This window comes from Kytococcus schroeteri, from assembly GCF_002847825.1.
Classification (GTDB): Bacteria; Actinomycetota; Actinomycetes; order Actinomycetales; family Dermatophilaceae; genus Kytococcus; species Kytococcus schroeteri.
Window position 1 is genome coordinate 1 of the sequence record NZ_PKIZ01000096.1, and the last position, 351, is coordinate 351.

Here is a 351-nt window from a genome sequence, read left to right on the forward strand (position 1 = left end):
TTGGCAACATCTACGCCGACGAGGCGCTGTTTCTGGCCGGGGTGCGTCCGCGGCGCAGCGCGGCTCTGCTGAGTAGGCCCACCCTGCACCGGGTGTTGCAGTCGGCGGCGGAAGTGATGGAGCGCGCGCTGGAACAGGGCGGTACCAGCTTTGATGCGCTGTATGTGGACGTTAACGGTGCGTCGGGGTACTTTTCGCGCTCGCTGAACGTGTACGGGCGCGGCGGTGAAGCCAGAGCGGAGAGAACATCTCCGCGTTCCAGGCTTTCAGCATCTCGGCAGCGTCCCGCGTGGGCACAGGCAACGTGGTGGGCGTGGCTATCGCCATCACCCTGGGTGGCCCGGGCGCGGT

General features: G+C 67.0%; 2 pseudogenes. Both read left to right on the top strand.

The window, feature by feature from the left end:
* Positions 1-41: 41 nt before the first annotated feature.
* Positions 42-92, top strand: a pseudogene (locus CYJ76_RS13245) (hypothetical protein); the annotation flags it as partial.
* A 155-nt stretch (positions 93-247) separates the two neighbouring features.
* Positions 248-351, top strand: a pseudogene (locus CYJ76_RS13250) (alanine:cation symporter family protein); the annotation flags it as partial.